Below are 25,834 nucleotides of genomic sequence, written 5' to 3'. Positions count from 1 at the left end.
TAAAATAATAGAAATCAATTATGAAGAAAAATTTTCTCTCATTACTTTTTTTAACATTTCCAATTTTAATAAATGCTCAAGAAAAGGGTCTAGATCAGCAAATAGATGAAGCTTTTGGAAACGCGACTGGATGGTTTGTAGATTTTATATTTTATCAAATTCCATTCACAGATACAATTAGTATTTATTGGGTGCTATTTCCTTTAATTTTAGGTGCAACTTATTTTACTTTTTACTTTAATTTTATCAATTTCAAAGGATTTTTCACTTCTATAAATATTGTTAGAGGAAAATACGATAGTTTAGAAGGTAAAGGAGAGAATAAAGCAATTGTAGTAGATGGTAATGTGTCTACTTCAGATGGTGATAATCCAGACACAGCCAGAGTTGAAGGGAATGACGGAGAAGTTTCACATTTTCAGGCGTTGACGGCGGCGTTATCAGCAACAGTTGGTTTGGGTAATATTGCAGGTGTTGCAATTGCAGTTTCTATTGGTGGAGCAGGTGCTACTTTTTGGATGATTGTTGCAGGTTTCTTAGGAATGGCGTCAAAATTTGTAGAATGTACATTAGGTGTAAAATATAGAGATATTGAAGCTGATGGAACTGTGTATGGAGGTCCAATGTATTACTTAACAAAAGGTTTAAAAAACAAAACCTTGGGTAAAATTTTAGCAGCTTTATTCGCAATCTTCGTAATCGGAGGTTCTTTTGGAGGTGGGAACATGTTTCAAGTAAACCAGGCATTTCAATTAGTGCAAAATATAACTGGTGGTGAAGTATCTTTTTTAAATGGTTATGGTTGGGCTTTTGGTTTAGTTATGGCATTTTTAGTAGGTATTGTAATTATTGGTGGAATTAAGAAAATTGCAAAAGTAACTGATAAGATTGTTCCTTTTATGGTAGCTATTTATGTAGCTGCTTCTTTATATGTTATTTTTTATAATTACGATATGATTGGTGCCGCATTTGGTCAAATATTTGAAGGTGCTTTTAGTTCTGAGGGTATTGCTGGTGGAGCAGTTGGTGTTATGATTCAAGGTTTTAGAAGAGCAGCATTTTCAAATGAAGCCGGTATTGGTTCTGCATCTATTGCTCATTCTGCAGTTAAAACTAAATATGCAGCAAGTGAAGGTATGGTTGCATTATTAGAACCGTTTATAGATACTGTTGTTGTTTGTACAATGACAGCCTTAGTACTAATTATAACAGGAAACGTAACTTCTGCAAACGCATCTTTAAATGATGCAGATGCTATTTTATTAACTTCAGGTGCTTTTGAATCTGCGATATCTTGGTTTCCATACGTCTTAACAGTTGCAGTTGTATTATTTGCATTTAGTTCTATGATTTCTTGGTCTTATTACGGTTTTCAAGGATGGGCATACTTGTTTGGTAGATCTAAAAAAATGGAATATACTTATAAAGTACTTTTTTGTGTATTTGTTGTAATTGGAGCAGCCGCGAGTTTAGGCTCTGTGATAGGTTTTTCTGATGCTATGGTTTTTGCAATGATGGTTCCTAATATGGTAGGATTAATCATTTTAGCTCCAAAAGTAAAAGAAGAATTAAAAAAATATATGAATGCAATTAAAGAGAATTAATCTCTTTTAAAATTATGAAATTTTTAAAATCCCATTTCTGGTATACTAAAAACCAAAGAAATGGGGTTTTTTTATTAGTCATAGTATTATTTATACTACAAGTAATAATATTTGCCTCACCATTTTCTACTAATGAAAAGATTGATTTAGGAAAAAGTAAATTATTGACTTTTCAAAAACAATTAGATAGTCTCAGGCTAGTTGAAATTCAAAAAAGGAAGCCAAAAATATTCCCCTTTAATCCAAACTATATTTCAGACTTTAAAGGTGAAAGACTAGGAATGTCTTTAGAAGAAATAGACAGATTATTGGCTTTTCGTGAAAAAAAACAAGTTCGTGAATTCTAAAAAAGAGTTTCAAAATGTTACGAAGGTATCAGATTCTTTAATAAATAAAATAGCACCTTACTTTAAATTTCCAGACTGGGTTGTAAAGAGAAATAACCAAAGGAAAAGTACAAACCGTTATACCTCCTATGATAAAACAAACTACAATAAAAAGGTAATTAAGCTATCAACCAAAGACATTAATTTAGCAACTGTAGAAGATTTAAGAACGATAAACGGAATTGGCTCTGCTTTATCAGAGAGAATCATTAAGTATCGTATTAAATTACAAGGATTTTCGTTCCTTAATCAACTTTATGAAGTTTGGGGTTTAGAAAAAGAAGTAGCAGATAAAGTGATTGCGGTTTTTAAAATTCAACAAAAACCAAGTATTCAAAGAGTAAATGTAAATACTGTTGAGTTTAAGGAATTACTTAAAAACCCTTACATAAATTATGAACTTTGTAAAAAGATTTTTAATTATAGAGATGAAGTTGCAGAGTTGCAGACAATAGCAGAATTAAAAAATATAGATGGATTTCCTTTGGATAAATATAATAGAATAGTCTTATATTTGGTAGCTGAATAATAATTTAAATTTACTCTAAATGAGCAGTATGTATTTTACTGAAGAGCATAACGCTTTTCGTGCGAGTTTTAAAGATTTTTTACAGAAAGAAGTTGTTCCTTATATTGATAAATGGGAAAAAACAGGAACCATAGAGCGATTCATTTGGAAGAAATTTGGAGAGATGGGATATTTCGGTCTGTCTACTCCTGAAGAGTATGGAGGTTTAGATTTGGACCTTTTTTATACAATTATTTTCTTGGAAGAAATGCAAAAAATAAATTCAGGAGGTTTTGCTGCTGCAATTTGGGCTCATGAATATTTAGCAATGACTCACCTTAATAAAGAAGGAAATCATGAGCAAAAACTAAAATACCTTGTTCCAAGTCTTGAAGGTGACATGATTGGTTGTCTTTGTATTACTGAACCTTTTGGTGGAAGCGATGTGGCAGGTATGAGGTCTATAGCTGTAAAGCAGGGTGACAAATACATTTTAAATGGTTCAAAAACTTTTATAACTAATGGTGTTTACTCAGATTATTTAATAGTTGCTGCTAAGACTAATCCTGAAGATAAATATAATGGGATTAGTATATTTATTGTCGATAGATCTACAAAAGGGATATCATCAACAAAATTAGATAAGTTAGGATGGAGAGCGTCAGATACTGCTGAAATAGCTTTTGACAATGTAGAAATACCAGCTGAAAATCTTCTGGGAGAAGAAGGGAAGGGTTTTCCATATATTATGCAACATTTTGCCTTAGAAAGACTTTTAATGGGTGTAAATGCTCATGCTAGAGCAGAATATGCAACTGAATACTCTATAGACTATATGAAGGAGAGAGAAGCTTTTGGGAAATCTATTTCAAAGTTTCAAGCTTTGCGTCATAAAATTGCAGAAATGTCTAGTAAAGTTGACATGTGTAAAGAGTACAATTATTCGATAACAAAACGGTTAGACATGGGGACTTACGTAGTAAAGGAAGCAAGTATGTCTAAATTGTTATCAACAAAAATTGCAGATGAGGTTATTTATGATGCTTTACAACTACTAGGAGGTTATGGGTACATGGAAGAATATCCTATGGCACGTTTACTAAGAGACAGTAGACTTGGCCCGATAGGAGGAGGTACTTCTGAAATCTTAAAAGAGATTATTGCAAAAATGGTTATCGATAAGAAGGAATACAAACCAGCAACTTAAAATTTATCCTTTACTTAAATTTAAAAGTAATTATAAAGTATTGCATACTGGATTTTTCGAAAAATTATACCATATTTTTGAAGGTATAGTATGTCAATAAGGTGTTATTTTAAATAATAATAGTTTAGAAAGTTTTAATTCATTTTTTATAAGTACATTTGCAATCCAAAAAAATACAAATCAGCAGTTAAACTGCTTTAAAATATTTAAGATACTTATGAAGGGAGGTGCAAACTTATGTTAATTATACCTGTAAAAGAAGGAGAGAATATAGATAGAGCTTTAAAGCGTTACAAAAGAAAATTCGACAGAACAAAGACGATGAAGAACTTGCGTAATAGAAAAAACTTTACAAAGCCTTCTGTAGCTAAAAGAGCTCAAAAAATAAAAGCCTCTTACGTTCAAAGATTAAGAACACAAGAAGAAGTAGGTTAGTGAAATAACTTATAAAAACTAAACTCGTATCGATCTAAAATTGATACGAGTTTTTTTGTGGTCTATTTTTTTGTATTTTTACTATATAAACCTACATATTTGATTTCTTCTTTCTTAGACTATTTATTACTTGAAAAAAAATATTCAAAGCATACAATCTTAGCTTACAATAAAGACTTATTTAATTTTAAAGAGTTTGTAGCGAAAGAATTTGATGAACATGACTTACAAAATGTAATTTATCCGCAAATTCGAAGTTGGATAGTGTTTTTGGTAGAATCTAATAATTCAAACCGAACTATTAACAGAAAAATAAGTTCTTTAAAATCTTTTTATAGCTATTTGCAAAAAATAGAAATTTTGGACGTAAGTCCACTAGTAAAGCATAAATCATTAAAAACAGCTAAAAAAGTTCAAATCCCATTTTCCGTTAATGAGGTTACAAGTGTATTGAATAATTTAGATCATGAGAATGATTTCATAGGTATAAGAAATAAATTAATTGTTGAGCTATTTTATTCTACAGGAATCCGAAGAGCTGAGTTGATAAATATAAAACTTGTTGATATAGATTTTTCATCCTTGGTTATTAAAATACTTGGGAAAAGAAATAAAGAACGTTTAGTTCCTTTATTGGTAACAACATCAAAGACACTTCAGGACTATTTAGTTTTAAGAAGTGCAATTTCTAGCACTTCAAACCATTTATTTATTACAGAAAAAGGAATTAAAATATACGAAACACTTGTTTACCGAATAATAAATTCCTATTTTAGTAAAGTATCATCAAAAGTTAAAAAAAGCCCACATATATTAAGACATTCTTTTGCTACACATCTGTTAAACGAGGGGGCAGATTTAAATTCAGTAAAAGAATTATTGGGACACTCTTCTTTAGCTTCGACTCAAGTTTATACACATAACAGTCTTGATGCAATTAAAAAAGTTTATAACAAAGCTCACCCAAAGGGCAATAAAAAAGAATAGATTATGAAAGTATTTACACAATCAGTTAATTTTAACGCAGACAGTAAGTTGATTCAATTTACAGAAAAAAAAATTGAAAGTTTAGAAAAGTTTCACGACAAAATTGTGGATGCAGAGGTTTTTTTGAAAGTCCAAAACACAAGTGATAAAGAAAATAAAATTACAGAAATAAAGATTAATATTCCTGGGAGTGAATTAATCGTTAAGCGAGAAACAAAAACCTTTGAGGAGGGTGTTAATTTAGGGGTTGATAGTTTAAAAAGACAATTAAAAAAATCAAAGGAAAAACTAAGGGATACATCAATCTCATAATTTTAAAAAAAAAGAAAAAAAATAATAATAAAAAGTTTTGGAATTTAAAAAAACTTTATACATTTGCAATCCGTTAGAAATAGCGGATGTTTTTTTGCAAGAAAAAGCCGATGTAGCTCAGCTGGCTAGAGCAGCTGATTTGTAATCAGCAGGTCGTGGGTTCGAGTCCCTCCATCGGCTCTAATAAAAAACTAAAAGTTCATTAAAATAGTAAATAAGGGGAGATACTCAAGCGGCCAACGAGGACGGACTGTAACTCCGTTGACTATGTCTTCGCAGGTTCGAATCCTGCTCTCCCCACATTTTACATTTTACGCGAAAGTAGCTCAGTTGGTAGAGCGTCAGCCTTCCAAGCTGAATGTCGCCGGTTCGAACCCGGTCTTTCGCTCAAAATCAACAAAGCCGGTGTAGCTCAGTTGGTAGAGCGCATCCTTGGTAGGGATGAGGTCATGGGTTCAAATCCCATCATTGGCTCATTAGAAAAGTATTATTACACACTAAATATATTTAAACTAAGAATTAAAATCAATAATTATGGCAAAAGGAACTTTTGACCGTTCGAAACCACACTTAAACATTGGTACTATCGGACACGTAGATCACGGTAAAACAACTTTAACTGCGGCTATTACTAAAGTATTAGCTGATGCAGGATTCTCTGAAGCTAGATCTTTTGATCAGATTGATAATGCACCAGAAGAAAAAGAGAGAGGTATTACAATTAATACATCACATGTTGAGTATCAAACTGCTAATCGTCATTACGCTCACGTAGACTGTCCAGGTCACGCGGATTATGTAAAGAACATGGTTACAGGTGCTGCTCAAATGGATGGTGCAATTTTAGTTGTTGCTGCAACTGATGGACCAATGCCTCAAACAAGAGAGCATATCTTATTAGGTCGTCAGGTAGGTATTCCACGTATCGTTGTTTTTCTAAACAAAGTGGATATGGTTGATGATGAAGAGTTACTAGAATTAGTAGATATGGAAGTAAGAGAATTGTTATCTTTCTATGAATATGATGGAGATAATGGTCCTGTTGTTTCTGGTTCTGCTTTAGGAGCTTTAAATGGAGAAGAGAAGTGGGTTAATACTGTTTTAGAATTAATGGAGCAGGTTGATGCTTGGATTGAAGAGCCAACACGTGAAGTTGATAAAGATTTCTTAATGCCTATTGAAGATGTATTCTCAATTACTGGTCGTGGAACTGTAGCTACAGGTCGTATCGAAACTGGTATTGCTAATACAGGAGATGTTGTTGATATTATTGGTATGGGAGCAGAGAAGATGTCTTCTACTATTACTGGTATCGAAATGTTCCGTCAAATCTTAGATAGAGGAGAAGCAGGAGATAATGCTGGTATTTTATTAAGAGGTATTGCGAAAGAAGATATTAAAAGAGGTATGGTAATCTGTAAACCAGGTTCTGTAACTCCTCACGCTAACTTTAAAGCAGAGGTATATGTTCTTAAGAAAGAAGAAGGTGGACGTCACACTCCATTCCATAATAACTATCGTCCACAGTTCTATGTAAGAACAACGGATGTTACTGGTACTATCAATTTACCTTCAGGTGTTGAGATGGTTATGCCAGGTGATAACTTAACAATTACAGTAGACTTGATTCAACCAATTGCATTAAATGTTGGTTTACGTTTTGCGATCCGTGAAGGAGGTAGAACCGTAGGAGCAGGTCAGGTTACTGAATTATTAGACTAATATTTTATTAGTTTTATTATTTCAAAATCATAAAGGTATTTCGTTTTTTTACGGAATACCTTTATCAATGAATAGGAAACGGGCGTAGTTCAGCGGTAGAGCACTGGTCTCCAAAACCAGCTGTCGGGAGTTCGAATCTCTCCGCCCGTGCAATAAAAAAATATAGTAAAATGAACTTTATTCAATATATTAAAGACTCTTTTGATGAGCTTAGTAACCATATGACATGGATCTCTAAAGAAGATGCTCAAAAAACTACGGTAACTGTTGCGGTTTTTACAATTGTATTTGCCTTAGCTGTTGCTGGTATTGATTATGTTTTTCAAACAGGTTTAGATAACTTCTTTAAATTATTTTAAAACATAACTATGGCTGATTCGGTAATGAAATGGTATGTTGTTAGAGCCATTGGAGGACAAGAGAGTAAAGTAAAAAACTATATAGAAACAGAGATTTCTAGAGTAGGTTTATCTGACTATGTAAATCAAGTAATAGTACCTACAGAAAAAGTTGTTCAAATAAGAAACGGAAAAAAAGTAAATAGAGAAAGGGTTTATTTTCCTGGTTATATTATGGTTGAGGCAAATCTTTCAGGAGAAGTACCTCACGTAATTAAAGCAATCACAGGTGTAATTGGTTTTCTTGGTGAAGTTAAAGGTGGTGAGCCTGTGCCAATGAGAAAATCAGAAGTAAACAGGATGCTTGGTAAGGTTGATGAGTTATCTATTCAAGATGACAATATTGCAATTCCTTTTAATGTTGGAGAAACAGTAAAAGTAGTAGATGGTCCTTTTAATGGTTTTGATGGTACCATCGAGAAAGTAAATGAAGAGAAGCGTAAACTTGAAGTAATGGTGAAAATATTCGGAAGAAAAACACCATTAGAATTAAGTTATATGCAAGTAGAAAAGATATAATTGTTACACAGATATATACCGATTTATTTTTTGGCTTCCAACTTAAAATAAATTATTAAACATTTTTAAAATGGCAAAAGAAGTTAGTAAAGTAGTTAAGTTACAAGTAAGGGGAGGCTCAGCGAATCCGTCGCCGCCGGTTGGACCCGCTTTAGGAGCTGCTGGTGTTAACATTATGGAGTTTTGTAAACAGTTCAATGCTAGAACGCAAGACAAACAAGGTAAAGTATTACCTGTTGTTATTACTGTTTTCAAAGACAAATCGTTTGATTTTGTTGTAAAAACTCCACCTGCAGCAGTTCAGTTACTAGAAGCGGCCAAAATCAAAAAAGGTTCAGGAGAACCAAATAGGAAGAAAGTAGCATCAGTTACTTGGGATCAAATTAAAGTAATTGCAGAAGATAAAATGGTAGATTTAAATGCCTTTGAAGTATCTTCAGCAATGAAAATGATTGCAGGTACAGCACGTTCTATGGGATTAACAGTAAAAGGTAATGCACCTGCATAACTTTATAAAAAGTAGTAAAATGGCAAAATTAACAAAAAAGCAAAAAGAGGCTTACGCTAAGGTTGATAATACACAATCTTACGATTTAGCAGCTGCTTCAGCGCTAGTCAAAGACATTACTAATGTAAAGTTTGATGCTTCTGTAGATTTAGCGATACGTTTAGGAGTAGATCCACGTAAAGCAAATCAAATGGTAAGAGGTGTTGTTACATTACCTCATGGAACTGGTAAGGATGTAAAAGTTTTAGCTCTAGTAACTCCAGATAAAGAAGCAGAAGCTCAAGCAGCTGGTGCAGACTATGTTGGATTAGATGAGTATCTTCAAAAAATCAAAGGAGGTTGGACAGATGTAGATGTAATTATTACCATGCCTAGTGTTATGGGAAAATTAGGTCCTTTAGGTAGAGTATTAGGTCCAAGAGGACTAATGCCAAATCCAAAGACAGGTACTGTAACTATGGATGTTGCAAAAGCTGTACAAGATGTTAAAGCTGGTAAAATAGATTTTAAAGTTGATAAAACAGGTATTGTTCACGCTGCAATTGGAAAAGTATCATTTGATGCTAAAAAGATTGAAGAAAATGCAAACGAGCTTATACAAACTATTATTAAATTGAAACCTACAACAGCTAAAGGAACTTATGTAAAGAGTGTCTTTATGTCTAGTACTATGAGTCCTAGTATTCCTGTTGAAGTAAAAACTGTTTAATACGTTAAAACTTATAATTATGACTAGAGAAGAAAAATCACAAGTAATACAAGATTTAACGGCAGTATTAGCAGATACAAACACATTATATTTAGCAGATATTTCTGGATTAGACGCACAAACTACTTCAAATTTAAGAAGAGCTTGTTTTAAAGCTGGTGTCCAGTTGTCAGTTGTTAAAAATACGTTACTTGCAAAAGCAATGGAAGCATCAGATAAAGATTTTGGTGAACTTCCAACAACATTAAAAGGTAATACTTCAATGTTAATTTCTGAAGCAGCTAATGCTCCAGCAAAATTGATAAAAGAATTCAGGAAAAAATCTAAAAAACCAATTTTAAAAGGTGCCTTCGCAGAAGAATCTATTTATATTGGAGATGATCAATTAGATGCTTTAGTAGATATAAAATCTAAAGAAGAATTAATTGGAGAAATCATTGGACTATTACAGTCGCCTGCTAAGAATGTTATTTCAGCATTACAATCAGGAGGACAAACACTTTCAGGTATTATTAAAACTTTATCTGAAAAAGAATAAGCGCACAAATAAACTATAATAAAACAACAAATTTTTAAAACAAACTAAAATGGCAGAATTAAAAGATTTCGCAGAACAATTAGTTAACTTAACAGTAAAAGAAGTTAATGAATTAGCTACTATTTTAAAAGATGAGTATGGTATTGAGCCAGCAGCTGCAGCAGTTGCAGTAGCAGGTCCAGCAGCAGGTGGTGGAGATAATGCAGCAGATGAGAAAACTGATTTTGATGTTATCTTAACAGCAGCAGGTGGTTCTAAATTAGCTGTAGTTAAATTAGTTAAGGAATTAACTGGTTTAGGATTAAAAGAAGCTAAAGGTATCGTAGATAGCGCTCCTGCAGCAGTTAAAGAAGGTGTAACTAAAGATGAGGCAGAAGGTCTTAAAAAATCTTTAGAAGAAGCTGGAGCTGAAGTAGAGCTTAAGTAAGCTACAACTCCCGAACCTATTTAACATTCGGGATAACAAATTTAGGTTTAGGTTCTAAAAACACTGTTTTTAGGCCTAAACCATTTTGTGTATATATTCGTTCTTTATTTTAATTCAGATTTTAATCAAAAAAATATTCTCTTTTGGCAACGAAAAACACTACTGAAAGAATCAACTTCGCAACTTCTCAAATGATAAAAGAGTATCCAGACTTTTTGGATATTCAGGTAAAATCTTTTCAAGATTTTTTCCAACTTCAAACTAAAGCAGAAGAAAGAGGAGAAGAAGGTTTGTACAAAACCTTCATGGATAACTTTCCAATTACAGATACAAGAAATCAATTTGTATTAGAATTTTTAGACTACTTTGTAGATCCACCAAGATATTCAATTCAAGAATGTATTGAAAGAGGTCTAACACATAGTGTTCCCTTAAAAGCACGTCTAAAACTTTATTGTACAGACCCAGAACACGAAGATTTTGAAACTATTGTACAAGATGTTTATCTTGGTACTATTCCGTATATGACCAACTCTGGTACCTTTGTAATCAATGGAGCAGAAAGAGTTGTAGTTTCTCAATTACACAGATCACCAGGTGTATTCTTTGGGCAATCTTTCCATGCAAATGGGACTAAGTTGTATTCAGCAAGAGTAATACCTTTTAAAGGTTCTTGGATAGAATTCGCCACAGATATCAATCAAGTAATGTATGCTTACATTGATAGAAAGAAAAAATTACCTGTAACTACTTTATTTAGAGCCATTGGTTTTGAAAGAGATAAAGATATATTAGAAATATTTGATCTTGCAGAAGAAATTAAAGTTTCTAAAGCAGGTTTAAAAAAAGTATTAGGTCGCAAATTAGCTGCTAGAGTTTTAAAAACTTGGCACGAGGATTTTGTAGATGAAGATACAGGAGAAGTAGTATCAATCGAAAGAAATGAAATAGTTTTTGATCGTGATACTGTTTTAGAAAAAGAACATATAGAAGAAATTATAGAAGCTGGTGCCAAGACGATTTTACTTCATAAAGTAGACAATCATATGGCAGATTACGCTATCATTCATAATACTCTACAGAAAGATCCTACAAATTCTGAGAAAGAAGCTGTAGAACATATTTATAGACAATTACGTAATGCAGAACCGCCAGATGAAGAGACTGCAAGAGGAATCATCGATAAATTATTCTTTTCTGAACAAAGATATAATTTAGGTGAGGTTGGTCGTTTTAGAATGAATACCAAACTTCAATTAAACGAACCTATAGATCAGAAAGTACTAACAAAGTTAGATATAATAACTATTATTAAGTATCTAATCGAGTTAATTAACTCTAAGGCAGAAGTAGATGATATTGATCATTTATCTAACAGACGTGTAAGAACAGTTGGAGAACAACTAGCAGGTCAGTTTGGTGTTGGTTTAGCACGTATGGCAAGAACAATTCGTGAGCGAATGAATGTTCGTGATAACGAGGTGTTTACCCCAATAGATTTAATTAATGCAAAAACATTATCATCTGTAATTAATTCTTTCTTTGGTACAAACCAATTATCTCAATTTATGGATCAGACAAATCCATTAGCAGAGATTACTCACAAACGTAGATTATCTGCATTAGGGCCAGGAGGTTTATCAAGAGAAAGAGCAGGATTTGAGGTACGTGATGTACACTATACACATTATGGTCGTTTATGTCCGATTGAAACTCCAGAAGGACCGAATATTGGTCTTATCTCTTCACTTTCTGTGTTTGCAAAAGTGAACAATTTAGGGTTTATAGAAACTCCGTACAGAAAGGTGAATAATGGTGTTGTTGAAGGAAATGAACCTATATATTTAAGTGCAGAAGAAGAAGAAGGTAAAAAAATAGCCCAATCTAATTTAGAACTTAAAAAAGATGGATCTATTGTTTTAGAAAGAGTTATTGCTCGTGAAGAAGGTGATTTTCCTGTAGTTAATCCTGAAGTGATTGATTATATGGATGTTGCACCAAATCAAATTGCATCTATCTCTGCATCTTTAATTCCTTTCCTTGAACACGATGATGCAAACAGAGCATTGATGGGATCAAACATGATGCGTCAAGCTGTGCCATTATTAAGACCAGAATCTCCAATTGTTGGTACTGGTTTAGAAAGAAGAGTTGCAAAAGATTCTCGTATTTTAATAAACGCTGAAGGAGAAGGTGAAGTAACTTATGTTGATGCTAACAAAATAACAATTAAGTATGATAAATCTGATGAAGAAAGACTAGTAAGTTTTGATTCTGATGAAGTTTCTTATAACTTAATTAAATTTAGAAAAACAAACCAAGGTACCTCTATTAACTTAAAGCCTATCGTAGAAACAGGTGATAGAGTAACAGAAGGTCAGGTACTTTGTGAAGGGTATGCAACACAAAAAGGAGAACTAGCCTTAGGTAGAAATATGAAAGTAGCCTTTATGCCTTGGAAAGGGTATAATTTTGAGGATGCAATTGTAATTTCTGAAAAAGTAGTTCGTGAAGACATATTTACTTCTATTCATATTGATGAGTATTCTTTAGATGTTAGAGATACAAAATTAGGAACTGAAGAGTTAACTAACGATATTCCTAACGTTTCTGAAGAAGCTACAAAAGATTTGGATGAAAATGGAATGATTAGAATTGGAGCAGAAGTTAATCCTGGTGATATCTTAATTGGTAAAATCACACCAAAAGGAGAATCTGATCCAACTCCAGAAGAAAAATTATTACGTGCTATTTTTGGCGATAAAGCAGGTGATGTAAAAGATGCATCATTAAAAGCTTCTCCATCTTTAAGAGGTGTAGTAATTGATAAAAAATTGTTTAGAAGAGCTGTAAAAGATAAAAATAAAAGAATTAGAGATAGAGAAGCAGTAGCTACTTTAGAGCAATCTTTCGTTTCTAAATTTGAAGGTTTAAAAGATGAGTTAATCGAGAAATTATTCACTTTAATTAGTGGAAAAACTTCTCAAGGGGTATTTAATGATTTAGGAGAAGAAGTTTTACCAAAAGGTAAAAAGTACACTCTTAAAATGTTAAACTCTGTAGATGACTATGTACATTTAACAGGTTCTTGGACAACTGATAGTGACTTAAATTCTTTAGTTGGTGAATTAGTTCATAACTATAAAATTAAAGTAAACGATTTACAAGGTTCTTTAAGACGTCAGAAATTTACAATTTCAGTTGGAGATGAATTACCAGCAGGAATTTTAAAATTAGCTAAAGTTTACATCGCTAAAAAACGTAAGTTAAAAGTAGGTGATAAAATGGCTGGGCGTCATGGAAATAAAGGTATTGTTGCACGTATAGTAAGAGCTGAAGATATGCCGTTCTTAGAAGATGGAACTCCAGTAGATATTGTACTGAATCCATTAGGTGTACCTTCACGTATGAACATTGGTCAGATTTATGAAACTGTTCTTGGTTGGGCAGGTCAAAAATTAAATACTAAATATGCAACTCCTATTTTTGATGGTGCATCTTTAGACCAGATTAATGGAATTACAGATGAAGCAGAAGTACCAAGATTTGGACACACTTATTTATATGATGGTGGAACAGGAAAACGTTTCGATCAACCAGCAACAGTTGGTATCATTTATATGATTAAGTTAGGGCACATGATTGAAGATAAAATGCATGCTCGTTCAATAGGACCATATTCTTTAATTACACAACAACCATTAGGTGGTAAAGCACAATTTGGTGGTCAGCGTTTTGGAGAGATGGAAGTTTGGGCACTTGAAGCATATGGTGCATCAAGTATCTTAAGAGAAATCTTAACTGTAAAATCCGATGATGTTATGGGTAGAGCTAAAACATACGAAAGTATTGTTAAAGGTGAAGCTATGCCAGAACCAGGATTACCAGAATCGTTTAACGTATTAATGCATGAACTTAAAGGTTTAGGATTAGACGTTAGATTAGAAGAATAAATTTTTTCAGTAACCAGTTTTTAGTAGCATTTTGTTACTGAAAACTGAATACTGCCAACTGAATACTTATTAAAAGACATGGCAAGAAAACAAGAAAAGTACACTGTAAAAAAGTTTAACAAAATTTCAATTGGTTTATCATCACCAGAAGCTATTCTAGAAGTTTCTAAAGGTGAAGTACTAAAGCCAGAAACTATAAATTATCGTACACACAAACCAGAAAGAGATGGTTTATTTTGTGAGCGTATTTTTGGCCCTGTAAAGGATTATGAATGTGCTTGTGGAAAGTACAAAAGAATACGTTACAAAGGTATTGTTTGTGATAGATGTGGTGTAGAAGTAACAGAAAAGAAAGTACGTAGAGATAGAGTAGGGCATATCAATTTGGTAGTTCCTGTTGCTCATATTTGGTACTTTAGATCATTACCTAACAAAATGGGATACCTTTTAGGTTTGCCATCTAAAAAGTTAGATATGATTATTTACTACGAAAGATACGTAGTAATTCAACCAGGTATAGCAAAAAATGTGGAAGGAGAGCCATTACAAAAAATGGATTTCTTAACTGAAGAAGAATATTTAGATATTGCTGATGAGTTACCACAAGAAAATCAATATTTAGATGATTCAGACCCAAACAAGTTTATCGCTAAAATGGGTGCTGAATGTTTAATTGATTTATTAGCTAGAATTGATTTAGATGAATTATCATTTCAACTAAGACATAAGGCTAATACTGAAACTTCTAAGCAGAGAAAAACAGAAGCATTAAAACGTTTAAATGTTGTTGAAGCATTTAGAGATTCTCAGAAGAATAGAGAAAACAATCCAGAATGGATGATTATGAAGGCAATTCCGGTTATACCACCAGAATTAAGACCTTTAGTTCCACTAGACGGAGGACGTTTTGCAACTTCAGATTTAAATGATTTATATAGAAGAGTTATTATTAGGAACAATCGTTTAAAAAGATTAGTTGAAATAAAAGCTCCAGAAGTTATTTTACGTAATGAAAAACGTATGTTACAAGAATCTGTAGATTCATTATTTGATAACACACGAAAATCATCTGCAGTAAAAACTGAATCTAACAGACCTTTAAAATCTTTATCAGATTCATTAAAAGGTAAACAAGGACGTTTCCGTCAGAATTTATTAGGAAAGCGTGTTGATTATTCTGCACGTTCTGTAATTGTTGTTGGACCAGAAATGAAATTGTCTGAATGTGGATTGCCAAAAGATATGGCAGCTGAACTTTACAAGCCTTTTGTAATTAGAAAATTAATTGAAAGAGGAATTGTAAAAACAGTTAAATCTGCCAAGAAAATAATCGACAGAAAAGAACCAGTTGTTTGGGATATCTTAGAAAATGTAATTAAAGGTCATCCAGTTTTATTAAACAGGGCTCCTACTTTACACAGACTTGGTATTCAGGCTTTTCAACCAAAATTAATTGAGGGTAAAGCAATACAATTACATCCATTAGCATGTTCTGCATTTAATGCGGATTTTGATGGAGATCAAATGGCTGTTCACTTACCATTAGGACCAGAAGCTATTTTAGAAGCACAACTATTAATGTTAGCTTCTCATAATATCTTAAATCCTGCAAATGGTGCTCCAGTTACTGTACCTTCTCAGGATATGGTACTTGGATTATATTATATGACAAAAGAAAGAATCTCTACTCCAGAAGTGCCAATTAAAGGAGAAGGATTAACTTTCTATTCTCCAGAAGAAGTTACGATAGCTTTTAATGAAGAAAAAGTAGACTTAAATGCATCTATAAACGTTAGAACTCAAGATATTGATGAAAACGGAGAACAGGTAACTAAAATTATTAAAACTACAGTAGGTAGAGTTTTATTTAATGAAAAAGTTCCTGCTGCAGCTGGGTATATTAATGAGGTTTTAACTAAGAAAAACTTACGTGGAATTATCGGTGGTATTTTAAAAGCTACAGATATCCCTACAACAGGTGCTTTCTTAGATGAAATTAAGAATATGGGTTATAAGTTTGCATTCCAAGGTGGACTATCTTTCTCATTAGGTGATATCATTATCCCTAAAGAAAAGCAATCTATGATTGATGAAGCAAACAAAGAAGTAGATGGTATTGTAGGAAACTATAATATGGGTATGTTAACGCAAAAAGAGCGTTATAATCAGGTAATTGATGTTTGGGGTTCTACCAACAACAGATTAACTGAATTATCAATGAAAAATTTACGTGAAGACCAACAAGGATTCAACTCAGTATATATGATGCTTGATTCTGGAGCTCGTGGATCTAAAGAACAGATTCGTCAGTTAACTGGTATGCGTGGATTAATGGCAAAACCTAAAAAATCTACCGCTGGTGGTGGAGAGATTATCGAGAATCCAATTCTTTCTAACTTTAAAGAAGGATTATCAATTCTTGAATACTTTATCTCAACTCACGGTGCTCGTAAAGGATTAGCAGATACCGCATTAAAAACGGCAGATGCTGGTTATTTAACACGTAGATTAGTCGATGTTTCTCAAGACGTTATTATTAATGAAGAAGATTGTGGTACATTAAGAGGTTTAGAAGTTACTCCATTAAAGAAAAACGAAGAGATTGTTGAATCTCTATCAGATAGAATAGAAGGCCGTATTTCTTTAAATAATGTATATCATCCAGTTACAGAAGAACTTTTATTAGAAGCAAATCAATCAATTACTTCTCAATTAGCTGACGCTGTTCAAGAATCAGGTATTGATTCTGTAGAAGTAAGATCTGCATTAACTTGTGAATCTTCTAGAGGTATATGTGCAAAATGTTACGGGTTAAGTTTATCTACACGTAATAAAGTGCAAATTGGGGAAGCTGTTGGTGTAATTGCAGCACAATCTATTGGTGAGCCAGGTACACAGTTAACATTACGTACATTCCACGTTGGTGGAGTTGCCGGAAACATTTCTGAAGAAAATAAACTAGTTGCTAAATTTGATGGTAAAGTAGTTATCGATGATTTAAGAACTGTAGTTGGTAAAGACAATGATGGTAAAGAAGTAGATATCGTAATATCGAGAACTGCTGAAATTAAAATTATTGATAAGAAAACAGATATTACTCAGAGTACAAATATTTTACCTTATGGTTCTATCATTTTTGATAAAGATAGAAAGTCAATTAAAAAAGGAGATGTTATTGTACAATGGGATCCATTTAACGGTGTAATTGTTTCTGAATTTGCTGGTAAAGTGAAGTTCGACAATTTAGAGCAAGGTATGAACTATGCTGTAGAAATTGATGAACAAACTGGTTTCCAAGAAAAAGTAATTACGGATTCTAAGAACAAAAAAATCATTGCTTCTTTAATAATTGAGGATAATGATGGTAATACATTACGTTCTTATAGTTTACCAGTAGGTGCACACTTAATGGTAGATAATGGAGATGTTGTTGAAAGTGGAAAAACATTAGTAAAAATTCCAAGAAAATCTGGAAAAGCAGGTGATATTACAGGAGGTTTACCGCGTGTAACAGAATTATTTGAAGCACGTAATCCTTCTAATCCATCTGTAGTTTCAGAAATTGATGGTGTTGTTTCTTTCGGAAAAATTAAAAGAGGTAATAGAGAAATTATTGTAGAGTCTAAGACTGGAGATATTAGTAAGTATTTAGTAAAGCTTTCTAATCAGATTTTAGTTCAAGAAAATGACTTTATTAAAGCTGGTATGCCATTATCTGATGGTGCAACTACACCTTCTGATATTTTAAGAATTAAAGGACCATCTGCAGTACAAGAATACTTAGTAAATGAAATTCAAGAGGTTTACCGTTTACAAGGTGTAAAAATTAACGACAAACATTTTGAAGTTGTTGTCCGCCAAATGATGCGTAAAGTTAAAATTATAGATTCAGGAGATACTCTATTCTTAGAGAACCAACTGATTCATAAAAATGATTTTATTATAGAAAACGATGCAATTTACGGAATGAAAGTTGTTGAAGATGCTGGAGATTCTGAAAACCTAAAACCAGGTCAAATTATTTCTGCACGTCAATTAAGAGATGAAAATTCTTTATTAAAAAGGAACGACAGTAACTTAGTTGTAGCTAGAGATGCAAGACCTGCGACAGCTGAACAAGTTTTGCAAGGTATAACAAGAGCATCATTACAAACTAAATCATTTATTTCTGCAGCTTCTTTCCAAGAAACTACAAAAGTATTAAATGAGGCAGCTGTTAGTGGTAAAATAGATACTTTAGAAGGATTAAAAGAGAATGTAATTGTAGGTAAGAAAATACCAGCAGGTACAGGAATGAGATCATATGACAAAGTAATTGTTGGACCAAAAGATGAAATAGAACAAAGTTTCTAATATAAAACGTAAATACGTTTCATAAATTTAAAGTTGAATTGTTTATTGTAAAACCTTACAGTATTCAATTCAACTTTTTTATTTTTTGTATTTTTATTCAAATAATTAAAACTAATGGAAGAAAATAAAAATAAAGAGGGTCAATTAAATATAGAATTAGGCCAAGAAGTAGCAGAGGGGACTTACTCTAATTTAGCTATTATAAATCATTCAATTTCAGAATTTATTGTAGATTTTATTAATATTATGCCAGGTGTACCCAAAGCAAAAGTAAAGTCTAGAATAATCTTAACACCTCAGCATGCCAAACGTTTGTCTAAAGCTTTAGCAGATAATATTAAAAAGTTTGAGCAGCAACATGGAGATATTAAAGATTATGAACAGCCACCAATTCCTATGAATTTTGGCCCAACTGGTCAGGCATAAAAAAAATCCCAAATTTTTATAGTTTGGGATTTTTTATTACTGTTAAATTAACGCTCTGTTTTTGTTTCAGGAAGCTTTTTCTTCTTTTTGATTTTTATGGTCAACTCATCCTTCTCTTCATCAAAATCCATAACAATGGTATCTCTTTCATTTAATTTTGAGTTTACAATTTCTTCAGCCAGGGCATCTTCAATGTATTTCTGTATTGCTCTTTTAAGAGGCCTTGCTCCATATTTTTTATCAAAACCTTTGTTTGCTATATAATCTTTTGCTTTATCGCTTAGCTTTAAGGTATAGCCTAAATCAGAAATTCTTAGTAACAACTTATCTAACTCAATATCAATTATAGAATAAATATCTGCTCTTTCTAGTGCATTAAACACAATTACGTCATCTATTCTATTTAAAAACTCAGGGGCAAATGATTTTTTTAAAGCACCTTCAATAACAGATTTTGCATGCGCATCTGCTTGCTCTTTCTTTGAGCTTGTTCCAAAACCAACACCTCCACCAAAATCTTTTAATTGACGGGCACCTATGTTAGATGTCATAATTATGATCGTATTTCTAAAATCGATTTTTCTACCTAAGCTATCTGTAATATGACCATCATCTAGTATCTGTAAGAGCATATTAAACACATCTGGATGTGCTTTTTCGATTTCATCTAATAGAATTACTGCATATGGTTTTCTGCGAACCTTTTCTGTTAATTGACCACCTTCTTCGTAACCAACGTATCCAGGAGGAGCTCCAATTAATCTAGAAATAGCAAATTTTTCCATATACTCGCTCATGTCTATTCTAATTAAAGAATCATCAGAATCAAATAATTCACGAGCCAATACTTTGGCCAATTGTGTTTTACCAACACCAGTTTGCCCTAAGAATATAAATGATCCAATTGGTTTGTTAGGATCCTTTAAGCCCACTCTATTTCTTTGTATTGCTTTTACAACTTTAGTAACAGCTTCGTCTTGTCCAATAACTTTTCCTTTAATTAAAGAAGGCAATTCGTATAGCTTATGACTTTCTGCCTCAGCAACTCTATTTACAGGAATACCTGTCATCATTGAAACAACTTCTGCAACATTATCTTCGGTAACGATTTCTTTATTTAATTTGGAATCATCTTCCCATTGTTTTTGTGCAGAATTTAAGGCCGCTTCTATATTTTTTTCATCATCTCTTAATTTTGCGGCCTCTTCATATTTTTGTCCTTTAACCGCCTTCGTTTTATTAGCCCTAATTAATTCTAGTTGCATTTCTAATTCTAATACTTGTTGAGGTACCACAATATTAGTGATATGAATGCGAGATCCGGCCTCATCTAAAGCATCTATAGCTTTGTCAGGTAAATACCTGTCAGTCATATATCTATTGGTTAACTTAACACACGCTTCAATAGCATTGTCTGTGAAGTCTACATTATGATGTTCTTCATATTTGTTTTTAATATTTTGTAATATTTGTATTGTTTCTTCTACTGAAGTTGGATCTACGAGTACTTTTTGAAAACGACGTTCTAAAGCTCCGTCTTTTTCGATATTTGTTCTAAACTCATCTAATGTAGTTGCTCCAATACATTGTATTTCACCTCTTGCTAATGCTGGTTTTAGCATGTTAGAGGCATCTAGAGAGCCTGTAGCGCCACCAGCACCAACAATCGTATGAATTTCATCAATGAATAAAATAATATCATCATTTTTCTCTAATTCGTTCATAAGCGCTTTAATACGCTCTTCAAATTGCCCTCTGTATTTTGTACCAGCCACCAAGCTAGCTAAGTCTAGGGAAACAATTCGTTTGTCAAATAGAATACGAGATACTTTTCGATCTACAATTCGTAAAGCTAAACCTTCAGCTATCGCAGATTTACCAACTCCAGGTTCTCCAATTAGCATCGGATTATTTTTCTTTCTACGACTTAAAATTTGAGATACTCGTTCTATTTCTTTTTGACGACCAACAACTGGATCTAATTTTCCTTTTTCTGCTAAATCTGTAAGGTCTCTTCCAAAATTATCTAACACAGGAGTTTTTGACTTCTTTGTTGTTTTACTTTTCTGAGACTGCTCAAATGGATTCGATTTTTCTGACGCGTACTCATCATCTGATGATGTTTCTGCAATCGGGTTTGTAGGCAAATCATCGTCTAGTTCATCTACATGCAACTGTTTATAAAGCGCTTTGGCTTCGTCATAATTAACATGATACTTCTGAATAAGCTTTGTTGTAGGGTCATTTTCGTTTCTTAAGACACATAGCAAAAGATGAGCGGTGTCTATTGCTTCACTTTGGTACAGTTTTGCCTCTAAAAAAGTGGTTTTAAGTGCTTTTTCGGCTTGCCTCGTTAATCGAAGACTTGGTTTGTTTGTATCTTCTAAAAAAGTGGGGTTGGCAGGGTTTAACTGTTCTAGTTTTTTTCTTAGTAAAGTTAAGTCAACATCAAAAGCTGTTAATATCTCTATAGCCTTACCTTCTCCTTTTCTTATTAAACCTAGTAAAAGGTGCTCAGTTCCAATAAATTCGTGGCCTAATCGTAAGGCCTCTTCTTTACTAAAAGTGATTACATCTCTAACCTTTGGTGAAAAATTATCGTCCATATTTCTTTCTATCTAAAATTGATGTGTTGTAAATTTAGTCCTTTTTTTTCGTCATTAGTACAAAAAAGATGCCAATACTTTTAAACTGACAGTTTGACTACCACTACAAGGTAAAAAACAAATGGAAATCAAACAAGTATAATACTGTTAAAAATTATCAAAAAATGTTGATAACTATGAAGGTTTACAAACGTTATAATCTTTGTAAAAAACATTAGAAACAGTATCTTGCCTTGTTTTAAATTTTTGATTAAATAATAATAAAATATATATGGCAGAAGGCGAAAAGTTAATTCCAATTAACATTGAAGAACAAATGAAGTCTGCATACATTGATTACTCAATGTCTGTAATTGTATCTAGAGCACTACCAGATGTGCGTGATGGTTTAAAACCTGTTCATAGAAGAGTGTTATATGGAATGCACGAATTAGGAATTAAAGCTACAGGAGCTTATAAAAAGTCAGCAAGAATTGTAGGTGAGGTTTTGGGTAAGTATCATCCACATGGAGATACTTCTGTTTATGATTCTATGGTAAGAATGGCACAGGACTGGAGTGTACGTTACATGATGGTAGATGGGCAAGGAAACTTTGGTTCTGTTGATGGGGATTCTCCTGCTGCAATGCGTTATACAGAGGTTAGAATGCAAAAAATATCAGAAGATATGTTAGCAGATATCGAAAAAGATACTGTAGATCATTCTTTAAATTTTGATGATACTTTACAAGAACCAATTGTATTGCCAACTCGTATACCTAATTTATTGGTAAATGGAGCTTCTGGTATAGCAGTAGGTATGGCTACAAATATGGCACCACATAACTTAACAGAAGTTATTAATGGAACTGTTGCTTACATAGAAAATAGAGATATTGAGATTGATGAATTAATGCAACATGTAACTGCACCTGATTTTCCTACTGGTGGTATTATTTATGGCTATGATGGTGTAAGAGATGCTTTTCATACAGGTCGTGGACGTATTGTAATGCGTGCAAAAGCTGTGATTGAAGAAGTTAAAGGGCGTGAGTGTATTATTGTTACTGAAATTCCATATCAAGTAAATAAAGCAGATATGATTAAGAAAACTGCTGACTTGGTGAATGAAAAGAAAATATCTGGTATTGCTAATATTAGAGATGAGTCTGATAGGAATGGTATGCGAATTGTTTACGTTTTAAAACGAGATGCAATTCCAAATATCGTTTTAAATAAATTATTTAAATATACTCAGTTACAAACATCATTTAGTGTAAATAATATTGCATTAGTAAATGGTAGACCAGAGCAATTAAATTTAAAACAACTTATTCACTATTTTGTAGAACACAGACATGAAGTAGTTGTTCGAAGAACAAAATATGAATTAAAGAGAGCAGAAGCTAGAGCACATATCTTAGAAGGTTTAATTATAGCATCTGATAACATAGATGAAGTAATTAAAATTATAAGAGCATCTTCTAATGCAGATGAAGCTAGAGCAAGTTTAATTGAGCGTTTTGAGTTAACAGAAATTCAGGCAAAAGCAATCGTAGAAATGCGTCTGCGTCAATTAACAGGTTTAGAGCAAGATAAATTAAGAGCAGAATTCGATGATATTATGCTTACTATTGCTGATTTAAAAGATATTTTAGCAAACGAGCCAAGACGTTATCAAATTATTACTGATGAGTTGTTACATATCAAAGAAAAATATGGAGACGAAAGAAGATCTATCATAGAGTATGCAGGAGGGGATATGCGTATCGAGGACATGATTCCAGATACCAAAGTAGTAGTTACCATTTCTAATGCTGGGTATTTAAAACGTACTAATTTAGATGAATATAAGGTTCAAAATAGAGGAGGTAGAGGGCAAAAAGGAGCTACTACTAGGAATGAAGACTTTTTAGAACATTTATTTGTTGGTACTAACCATCAATACATGATGTTTTTTACTCAGAAAGGAAAGGTATTTTGGATGCGTGTTTATGAAATTCCTGAAGGAGGTAAAAATACTAAGGGTAGAGCAATGCAGAATCTAATTAACATCGAACAAGACGATTCTGTAAAAGCTTTTTTAGTAACTCAAGATTTAAAAGACGAAGAATACATCAATAGTCATTATGTAATTATGGCTACTAAAAAAGGTCAAGTTAAAAAGACCTCTTTAGAGCAATACTCTCGTCCTAGAACAAACGGAATTAACGCAATTACGATTAAAGAAGGTGACGAACTTTTAGAGGCAAAATTAACTACTGGAGATAGTCAAGTAATGCTTGCTTTGGCATCTGGTAAGTCAATCCGATTTGAAGAAGCTAAAACAAGACCAATGGGTAGAACAGCTTCTGGTGTTAGAGGAATTACGCTACAGCATGAAAATGATGAGGTAATTGGAATGGTTGCTGTAAATGATATGGAAAGTAATATTCTTGTAGTTTCTGAAAAAGGATATGGTAAAAGATCTAGCTTAGAAGATTATAGAATTACAAACAGAGGTGGTAAAGGTGTAAAAACACTAAATATCTCAGAGAAAACAGGTAATTTAGTAGCTATTAAGAACGTAGACGACTCTAACGATTTAATGATTATTAATAAATCTGGTCTTGTTATAAGAATGGCTGTAGAAGACTTAAGAGTTATGGGACGTGCAACACAAGGTGTTCGTTTAATTAATATTAAAGATGATGACAGTATTGCTGCTGTTGCAAAAGTGGTTCATGAGGAAGAAACTGAAGACGAATCTTTAGAAGAAACAAAAGATGGCACAGATATTGACAATAATACAAGTGAACACCAAGAAGAAAAATAAATCAAATTTAGAATAAAAATGAAAAAACAATTAGTAGCGCTTTCTTTAGGATTAATAACAATGGGTATGTCAGCGCAAAAAGACGAATTAAAAATTGCAGAAAAAGCATTAAAAAAGAATGATGTAGCTACTGCAAGAACAGCAATTCAGTCTATAGAGAGCATGGAAGATACTATGGAGGCAAAATACAAAGCCAAATATTATTTTTTCAAAGGCCAAGTATATGGTAAAACAAATGTGGAAAAAGCCGTAGCTGCTTACAATAGTTTATTTGATTATGAACAAAAAACTAAAAAGTCTAAGTACAGTTCAGCCGCAAAAACAAAAGTAACGGAGCTAACTCAGTTTGTTTCTAAAAAAGCCATAACTGCCTATAATAATGGTTTAAAATTAAAACCAACAGTTGACGAATTTTATAGAACATATAATGACGTTACTATTGATGATTTATTAGGACTAAGTGCTGAAGGACTTAAGAATTATAAAAATTATAAAACCACTCTTCAATATCATAATTATTTAGAAGTAGCAACAAAAAACTTCTACCTAACATATCAGTTAAGTCCAACAGATACTTCTTTTGTATATAACGCAGCTGTAAGTGCTTCTTTAAGCAAAGATTATGATACTTCTTTAGAATATTATAATAAGTTATTAGCGTTAGGGTATACTGGTATTACTACTCAGTATATGGCTACTAACAAAGAAACTGGTGTTCAAGAAAATTTAGGAGGTAAAACACAAAGAGATTTAATGGTAAAATCTGGAGATTACATTACCCCAGAAAATGTACCTACACCTTCTAAAAAGTCAGATATTGTAAAAAACATCGGCTATATTTTAATTGCACAAGGAAAAACAGAAGAGGCAATTGTTGCTATCAAAGAGGCAAGAAAATCGAATCCAAAAGATTTAAACTTATTGCTAAATGAAGCGCAATTGTACATAAAGTTAGAAGACATGGAAAAGTTTGGTGCTTTAATGCAGCAAGCTATAGAATTAGATCCAAAAAACCCTACACTTTTCTTTAACCTAGGAGTGGTAAATCAAAATGAAGAAAAAACAGAGGAAGCTATTTCATATTATAAAAAAGCTATTGAGTTAGATCCTGAATATGGAGATGCTTACATGAATTTAGCGGTGGCAATTTTGTCTGGTGAACAAGCGATTGTAAACGAAATGAACGAAAACTTATCTAATTTTAAGAAGTATGACGAATTGCAAGGAAAGCAAAAAGAGTTATACAGAAAAGCATTACCTTTCCTAGAAAAAGCAGATAATATTAAGCGTTCTCCAGATACAGTAAAGTCTCTTTTGAATATTTTTGATATTTTAAGAATGGAAGAAAAAGCAGACGTGCTAAGACCTATCTATAAAAAAATGAGAGGAATGTAAATTACTCATATATCTAAAAAAAAACCGAAATCAATTTGATTTCGGTT

At 32.6% G+C, this 25,834-nt stretch carries 20 protein-coding genes and 5 tRNA genes; 24 read left to right on the top strand and 1 reads right to left on the bottom strand.

Annotated features, from left to right (window positions below):
* Window positions 1-20: 20 nt before the first annotated feature.
* The 22 genes from Q0L44_RS05425 (at window position 21) to Q0L44_RS05320 (ending at window position 18,992) form a co-directional block, all read left to right on the top strand.
* Window positions 21-1,604, top strand: a complete 1,584-nt coding sequence (locus tag Q0L44_RS05425; RefSeq protein ID WP_296636321.1) for an alanine/glycine:cation symporter family protein — start codon at window positions 21-23, stop codon at window positions 1,602-1,604.
* Window positions 1,605-1,618: 14 nt separating this feature from the next.
* The gene (locus Q0L44_RS05420) at window positions 1,619-1,951 is read left to right on the top strand and encodes a hypothetical protein (protein ID WP_296636318.1); all 333 of its coding nucleotides are present in this window, start codon (window positions 1,619-1,621) and stop codon (window positions 1,949-1,951) included.
* Window positions 1,941-2,519, top strand: coding sequence for a helix-hairpin-helix domain-containing protein (locus Q0L44_RS05415; RefSeq protein ID WP_296636316.1), 579 nt, complete (start codon window positions 1,941-1,943; stop codon window positions 2,517-2,519). Before Q0L44_RS05420 ends, Q0L44_RS05415 begins: the two co-directional genes overlap by 11 nt.
* A 19-nt stretch (window positions 2,520-2,538) precedes the next feature.
* Window positions 2,539-3,705, top strand: coding sequence for an acyl-CoA dehydrogenase family protein (locus Q0L44_RS05410; RefSeq protein ID WP_296636312.1), 1,167 nt, complete (start codon window positions 2,539-2,541; stop codon window positions 3,703-3,705).
* Window positions 3,706-3,942: 237 nt separating this feature from the next.
* A complete protein-coding gene (gene rpsU, locus Q0L44_RS05405) occupies window positions 3,943-4,140 on the top strand; it encodes a 30S ribosomal protein S21 (protein WP_114425069.1) in 198 nt (65 codons plus the stop codon).
* A gap of 99 nt (window positions 4,141-4,239) precedes the next feature.
* The gene (locus tag Q0L44_RS05400) at window positions 4,240-5,127 is read left to right on the top strand and encodes a tyrosine-type recombinase/integrase (RefSeq protein WP_296636304.1); all 888 of its coding nucleotides are present in this window, start codon (window positions 4,240-4,242) and stop codon (window positions 5,125-5,127) included.
* A gap of 3 nt (window positions 5,128-5,130) precedes the next feature.
* A complete protein-coding gene (gene raiA, locus Q0L44_RS05395) occupies window positions 5,131-5,439 on the top strand; it encodes a ribosome-associated translation inhibitor RaiA (protein ID WP_296636301.1) in 309 nt (102 codons plus the stop codon).
* Window positions 5,440-5,545: 106 nt separating this feature from the next.
* A tRNA-Thr gene (locus Q0L44_RS05390) sits at window positions 5,546-5,619 on the top strand.
* Window positions 5,620-5,657: 38 nt separating this feature from the next.
* Window positions 5,658-5,739, top strand: a tRNA-Tyr gene (locus tag Q0L44_RS05385).
* 15 nt (window positions 5,740-5,754) lie between these two features.
* Window positions 5,755-5,827, top strand: a tRNA-Gly gene (locus Q0L44_RS05380).
* 13 nt (window positions 5,828-5,840) lie between these two features.
* Window positions 5,841-5,913: transfer RNA gene (locus tag Q0L44_RS05375), tRNA-Thr, on the top strand.
* Window positions 5,914-5,973: 60 nt separating this feature from the next.
* Window positions 5,974-7,161, top strand: a complete 1,188-nt coding sequence (gene tuf / locus Q0L44_RS05370; protein ID WP_296636299.1) for an elongation factor Tu — start codon at window positions 5,974-5,976, stop codon at window positions 7,159-7,161.
* A gap of 78 nt (window positions 7,162-7,239) precedes the next feature.
* Window positions 7,240-7,311 (top strand) — tRNA-Trp (locus tag Q0L44_RS05365).
* Between the two features lie 20 nt (window positions 7,312-7,331).
* On the top strand, window positions 7,332-7,520 hold the full coding sequence (gene secE, locus Q0L44_RS05360) for a preprotein translocase subunit SecE (RefSeq protein ID WP_015480735.1): 189 nt from the start codon (window positions 7,332-7,334) through the stop codon (window positions 7,518-7,520).
* A 9-nt stretch (window positions 7,521-7,529) separates the two neighbouring features.
* Window positions 7,530-8,078: a transcription termination/antitermination protein NusG gene (nusG, locus tag Q0L44_RS05355; protein WP_296636287.1), complete on the top strand. Its 549-nt coding sequence runs from the start codon at window positions 7,530-7,532 to the stop codon at window positions 8,076-8,078.
* 70 nt (window positions 8,079-8,148) lie between these two features.
* Window positions 8,149-8,586, top strand: a complete 438-nt coding sequence (gene rplK, locus Q0L44_RS05350; protein WP_296636284.1) for a 50S ribosomal protein L11 — start codon at window positions 8,149-8,151, stop codon at window positions 8,584-8,586.
* Window positions 8,587-8,605: 19 nt separating this feature from the next.
* Window positions 8,606-9,295 (top strand): 50S ribosomal protein L1, encoded by a 690-nt coding sequence (gene rplA, locus Q0L44_RS05345; protein ID WP_296636280.1) that lies wholly within the window; start codon window positions 8,606-8,608, stop codon window positions 9,293-9,295.
* Window positions 9,296-9,314: 19 nt separating this feature from the next.
* Window positions 9,315-9,833 (top strand): 50S ribosomal protein L10, encoded by a 519-nt coding sequence (rplJ, locus tag Q0L44_RS05340; protein ID WP_296636277.1) that lies wholly within the window; start codon window positions 9,315-9,317, stop codon window positions 9,831-9,833.
* Between the two features lie 49 nt (window positions 9,834-9,882).
* Entirely contained in the window at window positions 9,883-10,260 is a 378-nt protein-coding gene (gene rplL, locus Q0L44_RS05335; RefSeq protein WP_296636274.1) for a 50S ribosomal protein L7/L12, read from the top strand.
* Window positions 10,261-10,403: 143 nt separating this feature from the next.
* Window positions 10,404-14,213, top strand: a complete 3,810-nt coding sequence (gene rpoB, locus Q0L44_RS05330) for a DNA-directed RNA polymerase subunit beta (RefSeq protein WP_296636272.1) — start codon at window positions 10,404-10,406, stop codon at window positions 14,211-14,213.
* Between the two features lie 78 nt (window positions 14,214-14,291).
* Window positions 14,292-18,566: a DNA-directed RNA polymerase subunit beta' gene (rpoC, locus tag Q0L44_RS05325; protein WP_296636269.1), complete on the top strand. Its 4,275-nt coding sequence runs from the start codon at window positions 14,292-14,294 to the stop codon at window positions 18,564-18,566.
* 114 nt (window positions 18,567-18,680) lie between these two features.
* On the top strand, window positions 18,681-18,992 hold the full coding sequence (locus Q0L44_RS05320) for a DUF3467 domain-containing protein (protein ID WP_296636266.1): 312 nt from the start codon (window positions 18,681-18,683) through the stop codon (window positions 18,990-18,992).
* 47 nt (window positions 18,993-19,039) lie between these two features.
* On the opposite strand, the gene Q0L44_RS05315 is transcribed toward Q0L44_RS05320, so the two are convergent.
* Window positions 19,040-21,598 (bottom strand): ATP-dependent Clp protease ATP-binding subunit, encoded by a 2,559-nt coding sequence (locus Q0L44_RS05315; RefSeq protein ID WP_296636263.1) that lies wholly within the window; start codon window positions 21,596-21,598, stop codon window positions 19,040-19,042.
* 271 nt (window positions 21,599-21,869) lie between these two features.
* Between Q0L44_RS05315 and gyrA the strand changes: the two genes are divergently transcribed.
* Window positions 21,870-24,392 (top strand): DNA gyrase subunit A, encoded by a 2,523-nt coding sequence (gene gyrA / locus Q0L44_RS05310; protein ID WP_296636261.1) that lies wholly within the window; start codon window positions 21,870-21,872, stop codon window positions 24,390-24,392.
* Window positions 24,393-24,410: 18 nt separating this feature from the next.
* Complete coding sequence (locus tag Q0L44_RS05305) at window positions 24,411-25,787, top strand: tetratricopeptide repeat protein (RefSeq protein ID WP_296636259.1); 1,377 nt, start codon at window positions 24,411-24,413, stop codon at window positions 25,785-25,787.
* Window positions 25,788-25,834: the final 47 nt, after the last annotated feature.

The organism is Polaribacter sp., from assembly GCF_024639685.1.
Taxonomy (GTDB): Bacteria; Bacteroidota; Bacteroidia; order Flavobacteriales; family Flavobacteriaceae; genus Polaribacter.
The sequence above is the reverse complement of the archived record's forward strand: the minus strand, read 5'-3'. Positions and strand labels throughout refer to the sequence as shown.